General features: G+C 73.0%; 20 protein-coding genes. 10 read left to right on the top strand and 10 right to left on the bottom strand.

The annotated features are described in order from the left end of the window. Positions 1 to 142: 142 nt before the first annotated feature. On the top strand, positions 143 to 1,378 hold the full coding sequence (locus ACQB60_RS17095) for a glycoside hydrolase family 10-like protein (protein WP_496926840.1): 1,236 nt from the start codon (positions 143 to 145) through the stop codon (positions 1,376 to 1,378). Between the two features lie 7 nt (positions 1,379 to 1,385). Here ACQB60_RS17095 and ACQB60_RS17090 read toward each other — a convergent pair whose 3' ends face one another. Beyond that, positions 1,386 to 1,583, bottom strand: coding sequence for a DUF1918 domain-containing protein (locus tag ACQB60_RS17090; protein ID WP_496926839.1), 198 nt, complete (start codon positions 1,581 to 1,583; stop codon positions 1,386 to 1,388). A gap of 77 nt (positions 1,584 to 1,660) precedes the next feature. Continuing rightward, a complete protein-coding gene (locus tag ACQB60_RS17085) occupies positions 1,661 to 2,722 on the bottom strand; it encodes a DMT family transporter (RefSeq protein ID WP_496926838.1) in 1,062 nt (353 codons plus the stop codon). Between ACQB60_RS17085 and ACQB60_RS17080 the strand changes: the two genes are divergently transcribed. The 3 genes from ACQB60_RS17080 (at position 2,721) to ACQB60_RS17070 (ending at position 5,370) form a co-directional block, all read left to right on the top strand. Then, positions 2,721 to 4,178: an aminotransferase-like domain-containing protein gene (locus tag ACQB60_RS17080; protein WP_496926837.1), complete on the top strand. Its 1,458-nt coding sequence runs from the start codon at positions 2,721 to 2,723 to the stop codon at positions 4,176 to 4,178. The genes ACQB60_RS17085 and ACQB60_RS17080 overlap by 2 nt on opposite strands. Then, the gene (locus ACQB60_RS17075) at positions 4,175 to 4,627 is read left to right on the top strand and encodes a GNAT family N-acetyltransferase (RefSeq protein ID WP_496926836.1); all 453 of its coding nucleotides are present in this window, start codon (positions 4,175 to 4,177) and stop codon (positions 4,625 to 4,627) included. Before ACQB60_RS17080 ends, ACQB60_RS17075 begins: the two co-directional genes overlap by 4 nt. Positions 4,628 to 4,767: 140 nt before the next feature. Beyond that, complete coding sequence (locus ACQB60_RS17070) at positions 4,768 to 5,370, top strand: histidine phosphatase family protein (protein ID WP_496926835.1); 603 nt, start codon at positions 4,768 to 4,770, stop codon at positions 5,368 to 5,370. A gap of 24 nt (positions 5,371 to 5,394) precedes the next feature. Here ACQB60_RS17070 and ACQB60_RS17065 read toward each other — a convergent pair whose 3' ends face one another. The 5 genes from ACQB60_RS17065 to ACQB60_RS17045 all read right to left on the bottom strand — a co-directional run bounded on the left by ACQB60_RS17065 (position 5,395) and on the right by ACQB60_RS17045 (position 9,384). Further along, entirely contained in the window at positions 5,395 to 6,492 is a 1,098-nt protein-coding gene (locus ACQB60_RS17065; RefSeq protein WP_496926834.1) for a pyridoxal-phosphate dependent enzyme, read from the bottom strand. A 125-nt stretch (positions 6,493 to 6,617) separates the two neighbouring features. Then, positions 6,618 to 7,082: a DUF6314 family protein gene (locus ACQB60_RS17060; RefSeq protein WP_496926833.1), complete on the bottom strand. Its 465-nt coding sequence runs from the start codon at positions 7,080 to 7,082 to the stop codon at positions 6,618 to 6,620. After that, the gene (locus ACQB60_RS17055; protein WP_496926832.1) at positions 7,079 to 7,651 is read right to left on the bottom strand and encodes a GrpB family protein; all 573 of its coding nucleotides are present in this window, start codon (positions 7,649 to 7,651) and stop codon (positions 7,079 to 7,081) included. Before ACQB60_RS17055 ends, ACQB60_RS17060 begins: the two co-directional genes overlap by 4 nt. A gap of 124 nt (positions 7,652 to 7,775) precedes the next feature. Next, positions 7,776 to 8,768, bottom strand: coding sequence for an aldo/keto reductase (locus tag ACQB60_RS17050; RefSeq protein WP_496926831.1), 993 nt, complete (start codon positions 8,766 to 8,768; stop codon positions 7,776 to 7,778). A 139-nt stretch (positions 8,769 to 8,907) separates the two neighbouring features. Beyond that, positions 8,908 to 9,384, bottom strand: a complete 477-nt coding sequence (locus ACQB60_RS17045) for a VOC family protein (protein WP_496926830.1) — start codon at positions 9,382 to 9,384, stop codon at positions 8,908 to 8,910. 189 nt (positions 9,385 to 9,573) lie between these two features. Between ACQB60_RS17045 and argC the strand changes: the two genes are divergently transcribed. Genes argC through ACQB60_RS17020 form a run of 5 tightly spaced genes read left to right on the top strand, consistent with a single transcriptional unit; the run spans position 9,574 to position 14,479 of the window. Next, on the top strand, positions 9,574 to 10,602 hold the full coding sequence (argC, locus tag ACQB60_RS17040; protein ID WP_496926829.1) for an N-acetyl-gamma-glutamyl-phosphate reductase: 1,029 nt from the start codon (positions 9,574 to 9,576) through the stop codon (positions 10,600 to 10,602). After that, the gene (argJ, locus tag ACQB60_RS17035) at positions 10,599 to 11,756 is read left to right on the top strand and encodes a bifunctional glutamate N-acetyltransferase/amino-acid acetyltransferase ArgJ (protein WP_496926828.1); all 1,158 of its coding nucleotides are present in this window, start codon (positions 10,599 to 10,601) and stop codon (positions 11,754 to 11,756) included. The genes argC and argJ overlap by 4 nt, the downstream gene beginning before the upstream one ends. Further along, positions 11,753 to 12,679 (top strand): acetylglutamate kinase, encoded by a 927-nt coding sequence (argB, locus tag ACQB60_RS17030; protein WP_496926827.1) that lies wholly within the window; start codon positions 11,753 to 11,755, stop codon positions 12,677 to 12,679. The genes argJ and argB overlap by 4 nt, the downstream gene beginning before the upstream one ends. Beyond that, positions 12,676 to 13,881, top strand: a complete 1,206-nt coding sequence (locus tag ACQB60_RS17025) for an acetylornithine transaminase (RefSeq protein WP_496926826.1) — start codon at positions 12,676 to 12,678, stop codon at positions 13,879 to 13,881. The genes argB and ACQB60_RS17025 overlap by 4 nt, the downstream gene beginning before the upstream one ends. Before the next feature lie 16 nt (positions 13,882 to 13,897). Further along, positions 13,898 to 14,479 carry an arginine repressor gene (locus ACQB60_RS17020; protein ID WP_384843216.1) on the top strand — a complete coding sequence of 194 codons (582 nt, stop codon included), beginning with the start codon at positions 13,898 to 13,900 and terminating at the stop codon, positions 14,477 to 14,479. 22 nt (positions 14,480 to 14,501) lie between these two features. On the opposite strand, the gene ACQB60_RS17015 is transcribed toward ACQB60_RS17020, so the two are convergent. The 3 genes from ACQB60_RS17015 to ACQB60_RS17005 form a co-directional block, all read right to left on the bottom strand. Beyond that, complete coding sequence (locus ACQB60_RS17015) at positions 14,502 to 15,479, bottom strand: bile acid:sodium symporter family protein (RefSeq protein ID WP_496926825.1); 978 nt, start codon at positions 15,477 to 15,479, stop codon at positions 14,502 to 14,504. A gap of 80 nt (positions 15,480 to 15,559) precedes the next feature. Then, the gene (locus ACQB60_RS17010; protein WP_496926824.1) at positions 15,560 to 16,273 is read right to left on the bottom strand and encodes a L,D-transpeptidase family protein; all 714 of its coding nucleotides are present in this window, start codon (positions 16,271 to 16,273) and stop codon (positions 15,560 to 15,562) included. A gap of 3 nt (positions 16,274 to 16,276) precedes the next feature. Further along, positions 16,277 to 16,864: a pyridoxamine 5'-phosphate oxidase family protein gene (locus ACQB60_RS17005; protein WP_496926823.1), complete on the bottom strand. Its 588-nt coding sequence runs from the start codon at positions 16,862 to 16,864 to the stop codon at positions 16,277 to 16,279. Positions 16,865 to 17,010: 146 nt separating this feature from the next. On the opposite strand from ACQB60_RS17005, the gene argH reads away from it, so the two are divergent. Then, positions 17,011 to 18,441: an argininosuccinate lyase gene (gene argH, locus ACQB60_RS17000; protein WP_496926822.1), complete on the top strand. Its 1,431-nt coding sequence runs from the start codon at positions 17,011 to 17,013 to the stop codon at positions 18,439 to 18,441. The last annotated feature ends 51 nt before the right edge of the window (positions 18,442 to 18,492 follow it).

Raw genomic sequence — 18,492 nt, 5'->3', positions numbered from 1 at the left:
TGCCTGCCCGGGGAGCATGGTCAAGCGCCCCCTCGGCCGTGAACGTTACTCCGCAACCTCGGGTGCTTGGGGGGCCGGGTCGGGCATGCTGTCCTCTGCGGCCGTGGCGGCGGCGGGAGTTCGGACTCAGGGGGGCGACTCGATGAGGCGTATGTCACGCAGAGGCTTCGCGCTGACGGCGGCCGTGACGGTGGCGGGGCTCGCCACGGCCGGGGACGCGGCGGCGGCCGCCGGGGCGCGGGGGCGGCCGCGGCGTGAGATGCGGGGGATGTGGGTGGCGAGCGTCGCCAACCGCGACTGGCCCTCCAAGCCCGGCCTGCCGGCGGCACAGCAGCGCGCCGAGCTCCTCGCGTACCTGGACACGGCGGTGCGACGGAAGCTCAACACGGTGATCTTCCAGGTGCGGCCCACCGCCGACGCGCTCTGGCCCTCGCCGTACGAGCCCTGGTCGGAGTACCTCACCGGCGTGCAGGGCCAGGACCCCGGCTGGGACCCGCTGGGCACCGCCGTCCGCGAGGCCCACCGGCGCGGGCTTGAGCTGCACGCCTGGTTCAACCCGTTCCGCGTCGCCAACCACACGGATCCCTCGCGCCTGGTCCCCACGCACCCGGCCCGCGTCCACCCCGACTGGGTCGTGCCGTACGGCGGCAAGCTCTACTACAACCCGGGGCTCCCCGAGGTCCGGGCCTTCGTCCAGGACGCGATGCTGGACGCGCTGCGCCACTACGCGATCGACGCGGTGCACTGGGACGACTACTTCTACCCGTATCCGGTGGCGGGCCAGGTCTTCGACGACGACGCGGCCTACGCGCGCTACGGCGGGGGCTTCCCGGACCGCGCGGCCTGGCGGCGGGACAACATAGACCGCCTGGTGCGGGAGATGTCGGTGCGGGTGAAGAAGGTGAAGCGGGGCGTCGACTTCGGGATAAGCCCCTTCGGGGTCTGGCGCAACGCCTCGACCGACCCGCTCGGCTCGGACACCCAGGCCGGGGTCCAGACCTACGACAACCTCCACGCGGACACCCGCGGCTGGGTCAAGAAGGGCTGGCTCGACTACATCTGTCCGCAGCTGTACTGGAACATGGGCTTCGCCGTCGCCGACTACGCGAAGCTGGTGCCGTGGTGGTCGGACGTGGTGCGCGGCACGGGCGTGCGGCTCTACGCGGGCGAGGCGCTGTACAAGGCGGGCGACCCGGCGCAGCCCCCGGCCTGGCAGGACCCGGCGGAGCTGTCCCGGCACCTGACGTACGCCGATGGCTTCCGGCAGGTGCGCGGGCACGTCTTCTTCTCGGCGAAGGAGGTCACCGTCGACAAGATCGGCGCGATGGCGCGGGTGGTCGCCGACCACTACCAAGAACCGGCCCGGCCGCCGCGCTGAGAGGGGGCTAGCCCTCGTCGTCGCCAAAGGGCCGCACGACCGTGTCGGGGCCCGGTGACATCAGCGTCTCGTGGCCGTCCTCGAAGCGGACCCGGTACGGCGGGCCGCCGTCGGCCCCGAGAACCTCGATGATCTCCGCAGTCCGGTCGTGCTGTCCGACGATCCGGCCGTGCACCAACAGCCGGTCACCCACGGATGCCTGCATGGGGACTGCCCTCCTCGTCCCGTCACATGGTGGCGTTGTGTGGCGGCAAGTGTACGTCGGGTGGAGGGAGTTGGGCTCTACCCGCGCGCCCGTTGTGTCACCGCGATGCAGATGAGCACGGCGGCCGCGGTGATGGGCGCGGCCACGGTGAGGTGCTCGCCGAGCAGGAACACCGACCAGACGAGGGTCAACAGCGGCTGGGCGAGCTGGAGTTGGCTGGCCTTGGGGATGCCGATCAGGCCCATGCCCTTGTACCAGACGACCAGGCCGAGGAACTGCGAGCCCGCCGCCACCCACAGCAGGCCGGCCACCGCGTGCCCGGTCAGCCGCACCGGCTCGTGCGCGAGCGCGACCGCCGCACCGGCGACGGCGAGCGGCAGGCACAGCACGAGCGCCCAGGAGATGACCTGCCAGCCGGGCATGACCGAGGCGAGCCGGCCGCCCTCGGTGTAGCCCGCCGCGCAGATCAGCAGCGCCCCGAAGAGATACAGGTCGGCGCGGGTGAGGGCGCCGCCGCTCTGCTGCACGGTGAAGGCGATCACCGCCGCCGCGCCCGCGCACGCGGCGATCCAGAAGGTCCGCGAGGGGCGGGCGCCCGTGCGCAGCGAGGAGAGCACGGCCGTGGTCAGCGGCAGCAGGCCCACCACCACCGCCGAGTGCGCGGTCGTCGCCGTCTCCAGGGCGAGCGTGGTGAGCATCGGGAAGCCGAGCACCACCCCGGCGCCGACGACCGCGAGCCCGCCCCAGTGCCGCCGCTCGGGCACCGGCACCCGCAGCGCGAGCAGGCACGCACCCGCGATGACGGCGGCGAGAACGCTGCGCACGGCCACCAGGGACCACGGGCCGAAGCCTTCGAGGCCCCAGGCGGTGGCGGGGAAGGTGAGCGAGAAGGAGGTGACGCCGACGGCGGCGAGGAGAGTGCCGGTGCGGTGGCGGTGGGCGCGGGCGGCGAGGTCGTCGGCCGCGCCGGCTCCGGCTTCCGCGGTTCTGGCTTCCACGGTTCCGGCTTCCGCGGCTCCGGCGCGGAAGGCTCCGGTTCCCGTGGCTCCGGCCCCGGTGGCCCCGGTGGCCCCGGCGGCGGGGCGGCCGCCGTTGACCGCTATCCCAGTTTCTTCAGTAGTGCTACTGTGCGCTCTCATGAACCACGGTAGCAGTGTGGGTGAGTTGGCGAAACAGCTGAGAAGTGAGCTTGACCGCTACTCTCCAGGTGGAAAGCTGCCATCGAGCCGGGCGCTGGTCGAGCGGTTCCGGGTGAGCCCCGTGACGGTGTCCCGGGCGCTCGCCCAGCTCGCCGCCGAGGGGCTCGTGGTGACCCGGCCGGGCGCGGGCGCGTTCCGGGCCGAGGCGCGCGCGGCCGCGGAGCCCGCGGGGGACACCTCCTGGCAGGAGGTCGCGCTGAGCGCCGACGCCGCCGCCGAACTCGTGCCGCGCGCCGTCGACGCCTCCGCCGTCCTGGTCACGCTCACCACCCCGCCGACCGGTGTCATCGAGCTCAGCGGAGGCTATCTGCACCCCTCGCTCCAGCCCGAGCGGGCCATGGCCGCGGCGCTCGCGCGGGCCGGCCGGCGCCCCGGCGCCTGGGGGCGCCCGCCCATCGACGGGCTGCCGGAGCTGCGCGAGTGGTTCGCGCGCGGTATGGGCGGGGCGCTCACGGCCGCCGAGGTGCTGATCACGGCGGGCGGCCAGAGCGCGCTCACCACCGCCCTGCGCGCCCTCGCCCCGCCCGGCTCCCCGGTCCTGGTGGAGTCGCCCACGTACCCCGGCCTGCTGGCCATCGCCCGCGCCGCGGGACTGCGCCCGGTACCGGTGCCGGTGGACACCGACGGCGTCCGCCCCGACCTGCTCGCCGCCGCGCTCAAGGCGACCGGCGCGCGGGTGTTCGTCTGCCAGCCGCTGTTCCAGAACCCGACGGGTGCGGTGCTCTCCGCCGAGCGCCGCCCCGAGGTCCTGCGCATCGCCCGCGAGGCGGGGGCCTTCGTGATCGAGGACGACTTCGTGCGGCGGCTGGTCCACGAGGACGCCGGGCCGCTGCCGCGCCCGCTCACCGAGGACGACCACGACGGCGTCGTCGTGCACGTCTGCTCGCTCACCAAGGCGACCTCGCCGAGCTTCCGGGTCAGCGCCCTCGCCGCCCGCGGCCCCGTCCTGGAGCGGCTGCGCGCGATCCAGGTCGTCGACCACTTCTTCGTGCCCAGGCCGCTGCAGGAGGCGGCCCTGGAGCTCGCCGGGTCCCCGGCCTGGCCGCGCCATCTGCGCAACGTGGCGGGCGAGTTGCAGAGCCGCAGGGACACCCTGGCCGCCGCGGTGCGCCGCCGCCTCCCCGAGCTCGCCCTGCCGCACGTCCCGGCGGGCGGCTACCACCTGTGGCTGCGCCTGCCCGACGGCACCGACGAGGCGGCCTTCGTCGCGGCGGCCCTGCGCGCGGGCGTCGCCATCGCCCCCGGCCGCCCCTACTTTGCCGCCGAACCCCCGGCCGCCCACGTGCGGTTGAGCTTCGGGGCGGCGTCCGGCGCCGCCGAGCTGGGGGAGGGCGTGGAGCGGCTGCGGGGGGCCTGGGAGGCGGTCCGGGGCGGCCGTGAAAGGCTCAGGTCATGAACGACAGCGCCCCACTGCCCGCCCTCCCCGAGGGGTACGAGTTCACCGCCGATGCCGAGCGCATCGACGTCGACCGCGTGCACGCCTGGCTCTCCACCGACGCGTACTGGGCCCTCGGGCGCACGCGCGAGAAGCAGGCCGCGGCGATGCGGGGTTCGCTCAACTTCGGGGTGATCGACCGGAGTTCGGGGCTGCTGGTGGCGTATGCCCGGGTTCTCACCGATGAGGCCACGTTCGCCTGGCTCTGCGATGTGTACGTGGACCGGGAAGCCCGCGGCAAGGGGCTCGGCGTCGCGCTCGTGGCCGCCGTACGGGAGTGGCTCGAGCCGCTCGGCCTGCGGCGGATGCTGCTCGCGACCGGGGACGCGCACGGGGTGTACGAGAAGGCGGGCTTCACCGCGCTGCCCAAGCCGGAGCAGTGGATGGTGCTGCACTTCGACCAGTCCTGAGCCGCGGGACAGGCACGGGGCTCCAGGGGGTCCCAGGGCTCCCGGCTCCCGAAGCCCCAGGGGTTCCCGGAACGGCGTGAGGAATTCCGCACTCGCGGGGAAACCTTGACCTCGCGTCCCACGAACCCCACGATCACCGCATGCACGCTCGCGTCACACTCATCGCCGCCGCCCGCAGCGCCTCGCTGCTCGCGGAGCGCTTCGACGACGACCGGCCGCTCGACCAGGCCGGCTGGCACGAGGTGCAGCGCGCCGCCCCCGCGCTCCTGCCCCTCGGCGCGGCCGAGCTGCGCTACTGCTCGCCCACGCCGCGCAGCCGGGCCACCGGCGACGCCCTCGGCTTCGCGCCGCTCGCCCAACCGGCGCTGCGGGACTGCGACATGGGGCGCTGGCGCGGCCTGACCCTCGCCGAGGTGACCGCCCGCGAACCGGCGGCCGTCGACGCCTGGCTGGGCGATCCGCGCTCGGCCCCGCACGGCGGTGAGTCGCTGCTCGGCTTCATCTCCCGGGTCGGCGGCTGGCTGGACACCCGGCCGGTCGGTGACGGCAGCCGGGTCCTCGCGGTCGCCGAGCCCGCCGTGGTGCGGGCCGCGCTCGTCTACGCCCTGAAGGCGCCCCCGTCCTCGTACTGGAACATCGACGTGCGCCCCCTGGCGGCGGTCTCCCTCACCGGCCACGGCGGCCGCTGGAACCTCCGCCTGGACGCGGCGGCCGCGGATCGCAGCGGGACCGTCCCGCTGTAGCCGCCTCGGACAGCGCGGACGGGCTCAGCCCGCGCGGGCCGAGCGGCGCGGCCACTCCCAGGCGCCGCCCTCGTAGTACCGCTCCAGGACCGACAGATGCGGCTCCGGGTCGAGGCCGCGGCCCGCCAGCCACTCCCCGTCGTCGTACGTGCCGCGGTATGCCGCGAGGCCGTCCCCGGCGACCATCACCACCGTGCCCCGGCCGCCCGACTCCCGCAGCCGCGTGGCCAGATGGCAGGCGCCCCATAAGCCCGCGCCCGCCGCCGGGCCCACCGCGAGGCCCGCGTGCGCGTTCAGCCACTGCATGCCCGCGATGCTCGCCGCGTCCGGCACCGGGATCACCAGGTCGATGACGTCGGGCCGGAACTCCGGTTCGGTGCGCGGCCGGCCGAGCCCCGGGATGTGCGAGGGCAGCCCTGTCATGAAGTCGTCCACGTCGCTCACCCAGGCCGGGAAGTACGCGGAGTGCTCCGAGTCGACCACCGCGAGCCGGGTGGGCAGCGCGTCGTCGAGGATGCGCCGCCCGATGAGCGCCGACGTCACGCCCGTCGCCGCCCCGACGACCACCCAGGCGGGCGGCCGCGTCCGGGGCAGCAGTTCGTCGGCGAGGGTCGGCGCGGGGCAGTCCGCGAGCGTCGCCGCGGCGCCGGGGGTGAAGTGGTCGAGGAAGAACCCGTCGACGGTGCGGGCCAGTTGGCGCGCCTCGTCCTGGACGCTCGCGGGCGGCGCCGTCGCGTCGAGCACCCTGCCTCCGTACGCCTGGACGCGCTCGCGCACGGAGCCCGGGGTCCGCCGCGGCACGAGCGCGACGAAGCCGACGCCGATGACGCGGGCGAAGTAGGCCCCGGCGACCGCCACCGCCCCGCCCGTCGCCACCACCACCGTGCCGCCCCTGCGCAGTTCGCCGCGGCGCACCGCGGCCACGAGGAGCGCGCGCACCAGCCGGTGCTTGATGCTGCCGGTGGGCTGCGCCGACTCGTCCTTGACCCGGATCCTGACCCGGCGGTCGGCGCCGACGGGAACAGGCAGCGTGGCCAGGGGCGTCGGTCGCGCGTCCGCGACCAGGAGGCGGACGGCGTGTGCCGCCCAGGCGTTCTCGTTGCCGCTGGCGCTGTCCTTCATGTCGCCTATGATCCTCGCCCCGATGGGCGGGTTCCCCGCCGCTTGGCAGAGAGTCGACGCTGCTTGGCAGAGAGTGGACGGGCTTGGGGGTGCGGGGGCCCCGGCGCGACCGAGGGGCGGACTCCTCAGGAGCTCTGCGTGATGTCCCGGATGCAGTCCGTCGTCAGGACCAGGTCCTTTGCGGGGCCGCGGACCCGCCAACGCATGCGCCAGTGCCCCTCGTCCTGGACCTCGAACTCGCCTTTGTAGAGGTCCTGTGCGCAGGGGTGGTCTGCTGTGTGACGGCCCGACCGGAGGTCCAGGTCGTGGAAGGGGCGGCCGTCCGTGAAGCGCACCAGGGCGGTGCCCGGTTCCACACCTGGCTCAAAATCGAGGGTCCGCTCGGCCGGTCGCGGGGTGCCCTGCCAGACGAAGGTGCCGGACTCGTGCTGGCGGAGGCGGCCGCCGTCGTCGGGAGTGAAGCGGACCGTGCCGGTGAAACGGCCCTCGGCGCCGCTCGACAGGTCCCGCACCGTCCGCTCGACCCGCCACGTACCGACGAGATACGCGAGCACGTCGGGCACGGGGAAGGGCGCGGCGCGGCCGGTCACGGGGCCTCCCACCCGGTCTCGGCGGCCCACCGCTGCGCCCCGGCCATCAGCACCTCGGTGGCCGGGGCCTTGATCTGCCCGTAGTCCTCCAGCGTGGACACGCTGTGCGCGAGCCGCCGCTTGAAGGCGCCCCACGCCGCCCGCGCCGCCGCGTCCGCGCGCAGGTAGTCGCGGAACAGCAGCGCGTACCGCGAGCCGTGGCCGCCGTGGACGCGCAGGTGGATGTTGCAGCGGCGGCCGCCGGCCGGCGGGGCGAAGACCAGCTTGGGGGAGCGGTGCCCGAAGGAGATCTCCGACTGGTTCCACGGCTCCGGCCGGCACCGGAAGCCGATCGCGGTCAGCCGCGGCACGGACCGTGCCTCGTCGAGGGAGCGCATCCGCACCTGTACGTCGATGCAGTCCTTGGCCGCGAGCCCCGGCACGGAGGTGGAGCCGACGTGGTCGAAGCCGACCGCGAGGTCCTCGAGCGCGGGCCGCAGCCGCGCGGCGACGTCCTCGAACTCGCCCGGCCACGCGTCCTTGTAGTCCACGACCGCGAGGGGGTGCGCGGACTCGTCGGGGAAGGGCATACCCGCAGGCTACGCGTCCCGCCCGGACGGGGGCGAGCGTGTGCTCGCCCCCGTCCGGCGGCCGCGGCCCACCGCCCCGGGGGAGGGGGCGACAGCCCGCACTTCGGCGGTCGGCCGCCACTCCTCAGCGGTCGATGACGGAGAGGCTGCCCTCGTCGTAGCGCGCCCCGGCGACCTGCCCCGCGGGCGCCGCCGCGTCGATCGCGGCGAGCTCGGCGGCCGAGAGCTCGACATCGAGGGCGCCCAGGTTCTCCTCCAGGTACGTGGTGCGCCGCGTCCCCGGGATCGGCACCACGTCGGCGCCCTGGTGCTGGACCCAGGCGAGCGCGAGCTGGCCCGCCGTGACGCCCTTCTCGGCGGCGAGGGCCTCCAGGGCGTCCACGATGGCGAGGTTGCGTTCGAGGTTGCCGTCGGCGAAGCGGGGCTGGGTGCGCCGCAGGTCGTCCGCGGGCAGTCCCTCGACGGATGTGTAGCGGCCGGTCAGGAAGCCCCGGCCGAGCGGCGAGAACGGCACGATGCCGACGCCCAGTTCGCGGCAGACCGGAACGATCTCGGCCTCCAGGTCCCGGGTCCACAGCGACCACTCGCTCTGCAGCGCGGCGACGGGGTGCACCGCGTGGGCCCGCCGGATCGTGCGGGCGCTCGCCTCGGAGAGCCCGAGGTGGCGCACCTTCCCGGCCCGCACCAGTTCGGCCATCGCCCCGACGGTCTCCTCGATCGGCACGCCCTGGTCCACCCGGTGCAGGTAATAGAGGTCGATGTGGTCGACGCCGAGCCGCCGCAGCGAGGCGTCGCACGCCTCGCGCACGTACGCGGCGTCGCCCCGGATGTGCGCGGGCTCGCCCAGCTTGTTGGCGAAGCCGAACTTGGTAGCCACCACGGCCTGTTCGCGCCGCGCCCCGGCGAGCGCCCGGCCGAGCAGCCGTTCGTTGTGCCCCGCTCCGTAGAAGTCCGAGGTGTCGAGGAGGCTGACGCCGAGGTCGAGGGCGCGGTGGATCGTCGTGACGGACCGGGTGTCGTCCGAGGCGCCGAAGCCGTGGCTCATCCCCATGCAGCCGAGGCCCTGCGCGGAGACGGTGAGCGCGCCGAGGCGGCGGGCGGGGACGCTGCTGGTCATGCGTGTTCCTCCTGGCAGTGGTGCCCGGTGCTGCGGGCTTGACTCCGGTGCCGACCGTAGGAGTTGGAGCGCGCTCGAAGTCAAGCCCGCTCGCCAGGGGTGCCAGGGGGCAGCCAGGCGGCAGGAGGTACAGGGGAGATCAGGCCCCGTCCGCCGCCGCGCGCAGCGCCGCCACGTCGAGCTTCTTCATGCCGAAGATGGCCGTCATCACGCGCTGGTTGCGGGCCGGGTCGGGGTCCGCCATCAGCTCTCCGACGATGGTCGGGACGACCTGCCAGGACAGCCCGAACTTGTCCTTGAGCCAGCCGCAGGGGCCCTCCTCGCCGCCGTCCTCGGTCAGCTTGGACCAGTAGTGGTCGACCTCTTCCTGGTCGGCGCAGTCGATGGTCAGCGAGACGGCCTCGTCGAAGGTGAACTCGGGGCCGCCGTTGAGTGCGATGTACGGCTGCCCGTCGAGCTCGAAGTCGACGGTCAGGACGGAACCGGCGGGCCGGGGAGCGCCCTCTCCGTAGTGGGAGACGTGGTTGATCTTGGAGTTCGGGAAGACCGAGACGTAGAACTCGGCGGCCTCCTGGCCCTTGGTGTCGAACCAGAGGCAGGGCTTGATCGCGGGCATGGCTGGCTCCTCTTCCTGGAGGGTGCTCTCATAGGGCGAACGGCTTGAGCGGACGCTTCCTTCGCCAGTACTTCCTTCGCCAGTACTGACCGTCCCGCCGCCCGGAACTCATCGCCACCGGAGCAAGAATCGGCTTTGCATAAACGTGCAGGTCTGCGTATAGTCATGCCATCCAAGAGGGAAGGTTCCATGGTGGTACGCGCAGCAGTGGCAGGGGCGAGCGGATACGCGGGCGGCGAATTGCTGCGCCTGCTCCTCGTCCACCCCGAGGTGGAGATCGGCTCCCTGACCGGCAACGCGAACGCGGGCCAGCGTCTCGGCGCGCTGCAGCCGCACCTGCTGCCGCTGGCCGACCGCGTCCTCGAGCCGACCACGGCCGAGGTCCTCGCCGGTCACGACGTCGTGTTCCTCGCGCTGCCGCACGGACAGTCCGCCGCCGTCGCCCAGCAGCTCGGCCCGGACGTCCTCGTGGTCGACATGGGCGCCGACTTCCGGCTGAAGGACGCGGGCGACTGGGAGAAGTTCTACGGCTCGCCGCACGCCGGGACCTGGCCCTACGGGCTGCCCGAACTGCCGGGCGGCCGCGCCGTGTTGGAGGGGTCCAAGCGCATCGCGGTGCCCGGTTGCTACCCCACGGCCGTCTCGCTCGCGCTGTTCCCCGCGTACGCGGCGGGGCTCGCCGAGCACGAGGCCGTGATCGTCGCCGCGTCGGGCACCTCCGGCGCGGGCAAGGCCGCCAAGCCGCACCTGCTCGGCAGCGAGGTCATGGGCTCCATGTCGCCGTACGGGGTCGGGGGCGGCCACCGGCACACCCCCGAGATGATCCAGAACCTCAGCGCGGCGGCGGGCGCCGCCGTCTCCGTCTCCTTCACGCCGACCCTCGCCCCGATGCCGCGCGGCATCCTCGCCACGTGCACGGCCAAGGCCAAGCCGGGCGTCACCGCCGAGACCGTGCGGGCCGCGTACGAGAAGGCGCTCGCCGACGAGCCGTTCGTCCACCTCCTCCCGGAGGGGCAGTGGCCCGCCACCGCCGCCGTGTACGGCTCGAACGCCGTGCACCTCCAGGTCGCCCTGGACGAGGCCGCGGGCCGTGTCATCGCGATCGCCGCCATCGACAACCTCACGAAGGGCACCGCGGGCGCCGCGGTGCAGAGCATGAACATCGCCCTGGGCCTCGACGAGACCACAGGACTCTCTACGATCGGAGTCGCGCCGTGAGTGTGACGGCAGCCAAGGGATTCACGGCCGCGGGCATCGCCGCCGGGATCAAGGAGAACGGCAACCCGGACCTGGCCCTCGTGGTCAACACCGGGCCCCGTCTCGCGGCCGCGGGCGTCTTCACCTCCAACCGCGTGAAGGCCGCCCCCGTCCTCTGGTCCGAGCAGGTCCTCAAGGGCGGCCAGGTCGCCGCCGTCGTCCTCAACTCCGGCGGCGCCAACGCCTGTACGGGCCCGCAGGGCTTCCAGGACACGCACGCCACCGCCGAGAAGGTCGCCGAGGTCCTCGACGGCGTCAGCGCCGGTGAGGTCGCCGTCGCGTCGACCGGTCTCATCGGTCTGACGCTGCCGATGGACAAGCTCCTTCCGGGAGTCGAGGCCGTCGCGGCCGAACTCTCCCCGCACGGCGGCGAGAAGGCCGCCATCGCCATCAAGACCACGGACTCCGTGCACAAGACGGCCGTGGTGGAGGGCGACGGCTGGACCGTCGGCGGCATGGCGAAGGGCGCGGGCATGCTCGCCCCCGGCCTCGCCACGATGCTCGTCGTGCTCACCACCGACGCCGACGTCGACTCCGGCGTCCTGGACCGGGCGCTGCGCGACGCCACCCGCGTCACCTTCGACCGGGTCGACTCCGACGGCTGCATGTCCACCAACGACACCGTGCTGCTGCTCGCCTCCGGTGCCTCCCAAGTCGCCCCGGAACAGGGTGAGTTCGCCGCCGCCGTCCGCGCCGTCTGCGACGACCTGGCCCGCCAGCTCATCGGTGACGCCGAGGGCGCCAGCAAGGACATCCGCGTCGAGGTGATCAACGCCGCGAGCGAGGACGACGCCGTCGAGGTGGGCCGCTCCATCGTCCGCAACAACCTCCTCAAGTGCGCGATCCACGGCGAGGACCCCAACTGGGGCCGGGTCCTGTCCGCGATCGGCACCACCTCCGCGGCCTTCGACCCGAACCAGCTGAACGTCGCCATCAACGGCGTCTGGGTCTGCAAGAACGGCTCCGTGGGCGAGGACCGCGACCTGGTCGACATGCGCTACCGCGAGGTCGTCATCACCGCCGACCTCGCCGCCGGCACCGCCGAGCCCGTGGTGATCTGGGGCAACGACCTGACCGCCGACTACGTGCACGAGAACAGCGCCTACAGCTCATGAGCCAGACCCGCAAGCACACCGCACTGCCCAAGGCCCAGACCCTCATCGAGGCGCTGCCCTGGCTCACCCGGCACTACGGCAAGACCGTCGTCATCAAGTTCGGCGGCAACGCGATGGTGAACGAGGAGCTGAAGCACGCCTTCGCCCAGGACGTCGTGTTCCTGCGCCAGGCGGGCCTCAAGCCCGTGGTGGTGCACGGCGGCGGCCCGCAGATCAGCGCGCGCCTCGACAAGGAGGGCCTGGTCAGCGAGTTCAAGGCGGGCCTGCGCGTCACCACGCCGGAGGCCATGGACGTCGTACGGATGGTCCTTGCCGGGCAGGTGCAGCGCGAGCTCGTGGGCCTGCTCAACCAGCACGGACCGCTCGCCGTCGGCCTCACCGGCGAGGACGCGCACACCATCACCGCCACCAAGCACTGGCCCGAGATCGACGGCGAGCCGGTCGACATCGGCCGGGTCGGCGAGATCACCGAGATCGACACCGGCGCGATCGAGGCGCTCCTCGCCGACGGCCGCATCCCGGTCGTCTCCTCGATCGCCCGCTCCCAGGACGACGGACATGTCTACAACGTCAATGCTGATACGGCGGCTTCGGCACTCGCTGCGGCGCTGGGTGCCGAGACGCTGATGGTCCTCACGGACGTCGAGGGCCTGTACGAGGACTGGCCGAACTCGGACGAGGTGATCAGCAGGCTCACCGCGACCGAACTGGAGAAGCTGCTCCCGGAGTTGGCGAGCGGCATGGTCCCGAAGATGCAGGGCTGTCTGCACGCGGTGCGCAACGGGGTCGAGACGGCACGCGTGATCGACGGGCGCGTCCAGCACTCGATCCTGCTGGAGATCTTCACCGACGAGGGCATCGGCACGATGGTCGTGCCGGACGAGCCCGCAGGAACGGACCCCGAGGGGGAGTCACAGGCATGAGCAGCAACACCGAGCTGACCCGGCGGTGGCAGGGCGCGCTGATGGACAACTACGGCACGCCGCGCCTGCCCCTGATCCGCGGCGAGGGCACGAGGCTCTGGGACGCCGACGGCAAGGAGTACCTCGACTTCGTGGGCGGCATCGCCGTGAACGCCCTCGGCCACGCCCACTCCTCGGTCGTCCGGGCGGTCAGCGACCAGATCGCCACACTCGGCCACGTCTCGAACCTCTTCGTCGCCGAGCCGCCGGTCGCGCTCGCCGAACGGCTGCTCCAGCTCTTCGGGCGCGAGGGCCGCGTCTACTTCTGCAACTCCGGGGCCGAGGCCAACGAGGGCGCCTTCAAGATCGGCCGCCTGACCGGGCGTTCGCACATGGTCGCCACCCAGGGCGGCTTCCACGGCCGGACCATGGGGGCGCTCGCCCTCACCGGCCAGCCCGGCAAGCAGGAGCCGTTCCTGCCGCTGCCCGGTGACGTCACGCACGTGCCGTACGGGGACGTGGAGGCGCTGCGCGCCGCGGTCACCACCGACACGGCGCTGGTCGTGATCGAGCCGATCCAGGGCGAGAACGGCGTCGTCGTGCCGCCCCCGGGCTACCTCAGGGCGGCCCGCGAGATCACCGCCGCCACCGGCACCCTGCTCGTCCTGGACGAGGTGCAGACGGGCATCGGCAGGACCGGCCACTGGTTCGCGTACCAGGCCGAGGAGGGCGTCACGCCCGATGTGGTCACGCTCGCGAAGGGCCTGGGCGGCGGCCTGCCGCTCGGCGCCACCGTCGCGTTCGGCGCCGCGGCCGACCTCCTGGGGCCCGGCCAGCACGGCACGACGTTCGGCGGCAACCCGGTCGTCTGCGCCGCGGGCCTCGCGGTCGTGGACGCGATCGCGGAGGAGGGGCTGCTGGAGAACGTGAAGGCGCAGAGCGAGAAGCTGCGCACCGGGATCGAGGGCGCCGACGGCATTTCGAGCCACCCGCTCGTCGACCATGTCCGGGGCGCGGGCCTCCTGCTGGGTATCGTGCTCACCGAGCCGCTGGCGCCGCAGGTGCAGCAGGCGGCCCAGGACGCCGGTCTCCTCGTGAACGCGCCCGCCCCCGATGTCGTACGGCTGATGCCGCCGCTGAATCTGCGTGACGACGAGGTGGACGCGTTCCTGCGGGCGCTGCCCGGCGTGCTCGACGCGGTCGACGGGGACGGACGAGCCTGAGAATGGGACGACGACGATGAGCCAGGCGCGAGGCAACGAACACGTGGCAGACACGGCGGACGCGGGGGCGACGGCCGGGGCGGAGCACGCGGGCCCCGCCGTGCCGCAGACCCGCACCGCGCGCCACCGCCGGATCGTGGACATCCTCAACCGGCAACCGGTGCGCTCCCAGAGCCAGTTGGCGAAGCTCCTCGCCGACGACGGCCTGACGGTCACCCAGGCCACGCTCTCCCGCGACCTGGACGAGCTGAACGCGGTGAAGATCCGCAACGCCGAGGGCGACCTCATCTACGCCGTGCCGAGCGAGGGCGGCTTCCGCACCCCGCGGGCCCCGCTCGGCGAGTCGGCGAAGGAGGAGCGGATGCGGCGCCTCTCGGCGGAGCTCCTGATCTCCGCCGAGGCATCGGCCAACCTCGTGGTCCTGCGCACCCCGCCGGGCGCCGCGCAGTTCCTCGCCTCGGCGATCGACCAGGCCGAACTGCACGACATCCTCGGCACGATCGCGGGCGACGACACGCTGATGCTGATCAGCAGGAACCCGACCGGGGGCCAGGCCCTCGCCGACCACCTGCTGCGCCTGGCGTCGAACGAGCACTAGCACTCCGTACGAGCCGCGGGCATCAGCCCTTCGTACGCCGGGACATCCACGCGGCGACCACGGCCCCGGACACGTTGTGCCAGACCGAGAACACGGCGGCGGGCAGCGCGGCCAGGGGGCTGAAGTGGGCCGTGGCCAGGGAGGCGGCGAGGCCCGAGTTCTGCATGCCGACCTCGAAGGCCATGGCCCGCGAGGACGGGGCGCCGAGCCGGGCCAGCCTGCCCGCGCCGTAACCGAGCGCGAGACCGAGGCCGTTGTGCAGCACGACGGCCAGGAGGACCATCGCCGCGGCCGACTTGATGGCCGCCGCGCTGCCCGCGACGACGATCGCCACGATCGCGGCGATGGTCAGGGCCGACAGCCACGGCAGCGCGCCGAGCACCCGGTCCACGTACCGCCCGAAGAGCAGCCGCACGATCAGCCCGCCGGCGACGGGGAGCAGCACGGTCTTCAGGATGTCCGTGACCATCGCCCCCGCCTCCACGGGCAGGTACTCGCCCGCGAGCAGCAGCGTCAGCGGCGGTGTGACGAGCGGCGCGAGCACGGTCGAGACGGTGGCGACGGAGACCGAGAGCGCCACGTCGCCCCGGGCGAGATAGGTCACCACGTTCGACGCGGTGCCGCTCGGCGCGCAGCCCACCAGGATCACTCCGGCCGCCAACTGCGGTGACAGGTCGAGGGCGTGGGCGATCAGCCAGCCGAGCCCTGGCATGATCACGTAGTGCGCGACGAGCCCGAGCCCGACCGCCCAGGGCCGCTTGGCGACGCCCTTGAAGTCGAGCGGGGTCATGGTCAGGCCCATGCAGAACATGACGACGCCCAGCAGATACGGGACGTTCGTGCCCCAGCCCTTGAAGGTGTCCGGCGTCGCGAGGCCGAGCGCGCCCGCGGCGAGCACGAGGACGGGGAAGACGGTGACGGCACGGCGGGCGGCGCGGCCGCCGGAGTCGCCGGAGCCGCCGGGGTCCGCGGGGGAGGGGATCGTATGTTCGGTCTGCACCGGCCGAGCCAACGACGCGGCACACCGCCCGCGCAACCCCGTCTCGATATGTGGTCCCTACAGGCACCCGCGGGCGCAGGTCAGTACCGGGTGATCGCCGTCGGCCCCGACGCCGTGCCGATCGCGATGTGCGGCGCCCGGCCCGGCCTGACCCAGGCGAGGATCCGCCGCATCGCGTCCTTCGGCACCGACACACAACCGGCCGTCGCCGCCCGCCCGTTGACGTGCAGGAAGATTCCCGCCCCGCGCCCGCGCGCCGGCCGGTGGTAGTTGAACCCGATGACGAGGGCGTGCGCGTACTGCGGGTCGTAGGTGATGAGGTGCTCGGACTCGGCGGCGCGGCAGTCGTGGGGGCGGGGCTCGGTCCAGCGGTTGTACCGCGTCGACTTGTTGTCCTGGCACCACCACGAGTTCTGGTGGACGCGGCGGTACGGGGCCGTGGTGCCGCGCGGCGCGGACCTGATCCCGAAGGCGTACGGCAGGTCGTACAGGCCCGTCGGCGTCGTGTACGTGCCTTGCTTGCGCGAGCCGCCCTCCGCGAGGCCCTTCGAGCCGAAGCGCGCGGGTGCCGACCCCGCCTTCGCCCACCGCCCGCCGCGCCGCTCCCACCACGTGACCGTGCCCGTGGTGGAGGAGGTGCGGGCGGCCTGCGCGGTGATGAGCTGGGTGCCGCCGCCGGTGTCGGCCATGCGGGCGGGCAGGGGCGCGGTCGCGGCCGGGGCGGGGGCGGCGCCGAGCGCGGTGGCGGCGAGCAGGGTCACGGAGGCGAGGGCGGCGGCTCCACGTAAGCGCATGGCTCAGACCGTACTGGGCGGCAGCGGCAACGGCAGCCCCGGAAGTCCGTCCAGGCTGGATGCGATGTGTTCCTTCTTCTCGAAGTACGCGCTCAGGGACGCGTCGTCCTCACGGGCGAAGCGCCTGGCGTGCAGGTCGCGGTCCTCGTCGTAGGACATGAAGGGCACGCCGTAGCCGCAGGAGTCACGGATGAGTTCGGCCGTGACGACGATGACGGCGCGCAGTCCGTGCAGGGCCGGGTCGATGCCGGGGAAGTGGCCGAGGAGCTCAGCGAAGCGCGGGTCGTCGCGGAAGACGGGCTCGCCCCTGCCGTGCACCCGGACGATGTTCGGCGGGCCCTGGAAGGCGCACCACATGAGGGTGATGCGGCCGTTCTCGCGGAGGTGGGCGATGGTCTCCGCGGTGCTGCCCGCGAAGTCCAGGTAGGCGACGGTGAGTTCGTCGATGACGGCGAACGAGCCCGTCAGGCCCTTGGGGGAGAGGTTGACCGTGCCGTCGCCCGTGAGGGGCGCGGTGGCGGTGAAGAACAGCGGTTGTTCCTCTATGAAGGTGCGGAGTCTGCCGTCGATGCGTGCGTGAGTCTTTCCCATGGCCATGGATTATTGAGCAGAGGTCGTTCGCCTGTCTAACGACTTGGTCGATCGTCTCGACCGGTGGCCGGATTGACGAAACATACGGTCCACTGCATAATCATGCAGGACGGTGGATGAAGCGACATCCTTGAGGAGCACGTGCAGTGAGCAGCAGCAACAGCGGTGACGTCCGGCTCTGGGGCGGACGGTTCGCCGACGGCCCCGCCGAGGCCCTGGCGAAACTCTCCGCCTCGGTCCACTTCGACTGGCGCCTGGCCCCGTACGACATCGCCGGCTCCCGCGCCCACGCGCGTGTGCTGCACCAGGCGGGGCTGCTCACCGAGGACGAGCTGACCCGCATGCTCGCCGGGCTCGACCAGCTGGAGGCCGACGTCGCCGACGGCTCCTTCGTGGGCACCATCGCCGACGAGGACGTGCACACCGCCCTGGAGCGGGGTCTGCTCGAGCGGCTCGGCCCCGACCTCGGCGGCAAGCTCCGCGCCGGACGCTCCCGCAACGACCAGGTGGCGACGCTCTTCCGGATGTACCTGCGGGACCACGCCCGCGTCATCGGCGGGCTGCTGACCGAGCTCCAGGAGGCCCTCGTGGGTCTCGCTGAGGCGCACCCGGACGTCGCGATGCCGGGCCGCACCCACCTCCAGCACGCCCAGCCGGTCCTCTTCGCGCACCACGTCCTCGCCCACGTCCAGTCCCTGTCCCGGGACGCCGAGCGGCTGCGCCAGTGGGACGAGCGGACGGCGGTCTCCCCGTACGGCTCGGGCGCGCTCGCGGGTTCGTCGCTCGGTCTGGACCCGGTGGCGGTGGCCAAGGACCTGGGCTTCGAGCACGGCTCGGCGGCCAACTCCATCGACGGCACGGCCTCGCGCGACTTCGTCGCGGAGTTCGCCTTCATCACGGCGATGATCGGCGTGAACCTCTCCCGGATCGCGGAGGAGGTCATCATCTGGAACACGAAGGAGTTCTCCTTCGTCACGCTGCACGACGCCTTCTCGACCGGCTCCTCGATCATGCCGCAGAAGAAGAACCCGGACATCGCCGAACTGGCGCGCGGCAAGTCCGGCCGTCTGATCGGCAACCTCACCGGCCTGATGGCCACGCTCAAGGCGCTGCCGCTCGCCTACAACCGCGACCTCCAGGAGGACAAGGAGCCGGTCTTCGACTCCTGCGACCAGCTGGAGGTCCTGCTCCCGGCGTTCACCGGGATGATGGCGACCCTCACGGTCAACCGCGCGCGCATGGAGGAGCTGGCCCCGGCCGGCTTCTCGCTCGCCACGGACATCGCGGAGTGGCTGGTCAAGCAGGGCGTCCCGTTCCGTGTCGCGCACGAGGTCGCGGGCGAGTGCGTCAAGGTCGCCGAGTCCGAGGGCAAGGAGCTGGACGAGCTCACGGACGACCAGTTCGCCAAGATCTCCTCCCAGCTCACCCCCGAGGTCCGCACGGTCCTCAACGTCCCCGGCGCGCTGGCCTCGCGCAACGGGCGCGGGGGTACGGCGCCGTCGGCGGTGGCGGTGCAGCTGGCGGAGGTCAAGGTGGACCTGACGGTGCAGCGGGAGTGGGCGGAGGCGAAGAAGTAGCTCCCCCCCGCCTCGGCCTGCGGGGTCGCGGGGCACCGGCGCACGTGAGAC

Source organism: Streptomyces odontotermitis (assembly GCF_050510915.1).
Classification (GTDB): Bacteria; Actinomycetota; Actinomycetes; order Streptomycetales; family Streptomycetaceae; genus Streptomyces.
This window is presented reverse-complemented; position numbering and strand designations above follow the sequence as displayed.

Bases quoted from the DNA above. Each gene is read 5' to 3' on its own strand.
- ACQB60_RS17095 (WP_496926840.1), top strand. From the start codon at position 143: ATGAGGCGTATGTCACGCAGAGGCTTCGCGCTGACGGCGGCCGTGACG.
- ACQB60_RS17090 (WP_496926839.1), bottom strand. From the start codon at position 1,583: ATGCAGGCATCCGTGGGTGACCGGCTGTTGGTGCACGGCCGGATCGTC.
- ACQB60_RS17080 (WP_496926837.1), top strand. From the start codon at position 2,721: ATGAACCACGGTAGCAGTGTGGGTGAGTTGGCGAAACAGCTGAGAAGT.
- ACQB60_RS17085 (WP_496926838.1), bottom strand. From the start codon at position 2,722: ATGAGAGCGCACAGTAGCACTACTGAAGAAACTGGGATAGCGGTCAAC.
- ACQB60_RS17075 (WP_496926836.1), top strand. From the start codon at position 4,175: ATGAACGACAGCGCCCCACTGCCCGCCCTCCCCGAGGGGTACGAGTTC.
- ACQB60_RS17070 (WP_496926835.1), top strand. From the start codon at position 4,768: ATGCACGCTCGCGTCACACTCATCGCCGCCGCCCGCAGCGCCTCGCTG.
- ACQB60_RS17065 (WP_496926834.1), bottom strand. From the start codon at position 6,492: ATGAAGGACAGCGCCAGCGGCAACGAGAACGCCTGGGCGGCACACGCC.
- ACQB60_RS17055 (WP_496926832.1), bottom strand. From the start codon at position 7,651: ATGCCCTTCCCCGACGAGTCCGCGCACCCCCTCGCGGTCGTGGACTAC.
- ACQB60_RS17050 (WP_496926831.1), bottom strand. From the start codon at position 8,768: ATGACCAGCAGCGTCCCCGCCCGCCGCCTCGGCGCGCTCACCGTCTCC.
- ACQB60_RS17045 (WP_496926830.1), bottom strand. From the start codon at position 9,384: ATGCCCGCGATCAAGCCCTGCCTCTGGTTCGACACCAAGGGCCAGGAG.
- argC (WP_496926829.1), top strand. From the start codon at position 9,574: ATGGTGGTACGCGCAGCAGTGGCAGGGGCGAGCGGATACGCGGGCGGC.
- argB (WP_496926827.1), top strand. From the start codon at position 11,753: ATGAGCCAGACCCGCAAGCACACCGCACTGCCCAAGGCCCAGACCCTC.
- ACQB60_RS17025 (WP_496926826.1), top strand. From the start codon at position 12,676: ATGAGCAGCAACACCGAGCTGACCCGGCGGTGGCAGGGCGCGCTGATG.
- ACQB60_RS17020 (WP_384843216.1), top strand. From the start codon at position 13,898: ATGAGCCAGGCGCGAGGCAACGAACACGTGGCAGACACGGCGGACGCG.
- ACQB60_RS17010 (WP_496926824.1), bottom strand. From the start codon at position 16,273: ATGCGCTTACGTGGAGCCGCCGCCCTCGCCTCCGTGACCCTGCTCGCC.
- ACQB60_RS17005 (WP_496926823.1), bottom strand. From the start codon at position 16,864: ATGGGAAAGACTCACGCACGCATCGACGGCAGACTCCGCACCTTCATA.